At 47.4% G+C, this 399-nt stretch carries 1 protein-coding gene; it reads left to right on the top strand.

All coding sequences use genetic code 11. From position 1 onward, the window contains the following. Positions 1–399, top strand: a 399-nt coding sequence (locus AB4585_RS27270) for a carbohydrate porin (RefSeq protein WP_372171870.1), incomplete at both ends; no start/stop codon positions are given.

Raw genomic sequence — 399 nt, 5'->3', positions numbered from 1 at the left:
AGCTCGAACAACGCCCTTGATAGTGTTTTTGATCTAGCCGAAGACCAAACAGCGCTGTTGTTTAGCTTTGATGGTAGTTACTCATTTAACGACCAGTGGGGTGTTGAATACCTAGCAGCCTACCAATCACTGGAAGGCAAAGATGTCGAAGACCGCGTAAATACGAACTTCATTGTACGCCCGACCTATGCCTGGAATGATGTCCACTCTACATGGTTAGAGATGGGTTACAGTGTCGTAGAGTTTGACGATATTGATGCCACGAACTCATCTTGGAAGACGACTCTGTCGCAGAATATCTCATTTGGCGATATGGGCACGGCGCGACCAATGCTTCGCTTCTACGCGACTGTGGGTAACTCTGATAACGAGTACACAATTAACCACAGCGATCCAACC

The organism is Vibrio sp. 10N.222.49.C9, from assembly GCF_041474985.1.
GTDB lineage: Bacteria > Pseudomonadota > Gammaproteobacteria > Enterobacterales > Vibrionaceae > Vibrio > Vibrio crassostreae_C.
The sequence above is the reverse complement of the archived record's forward strand: the minus strand, read 5'-3'. Positions and strand labels throughout refer to the sequence as shown.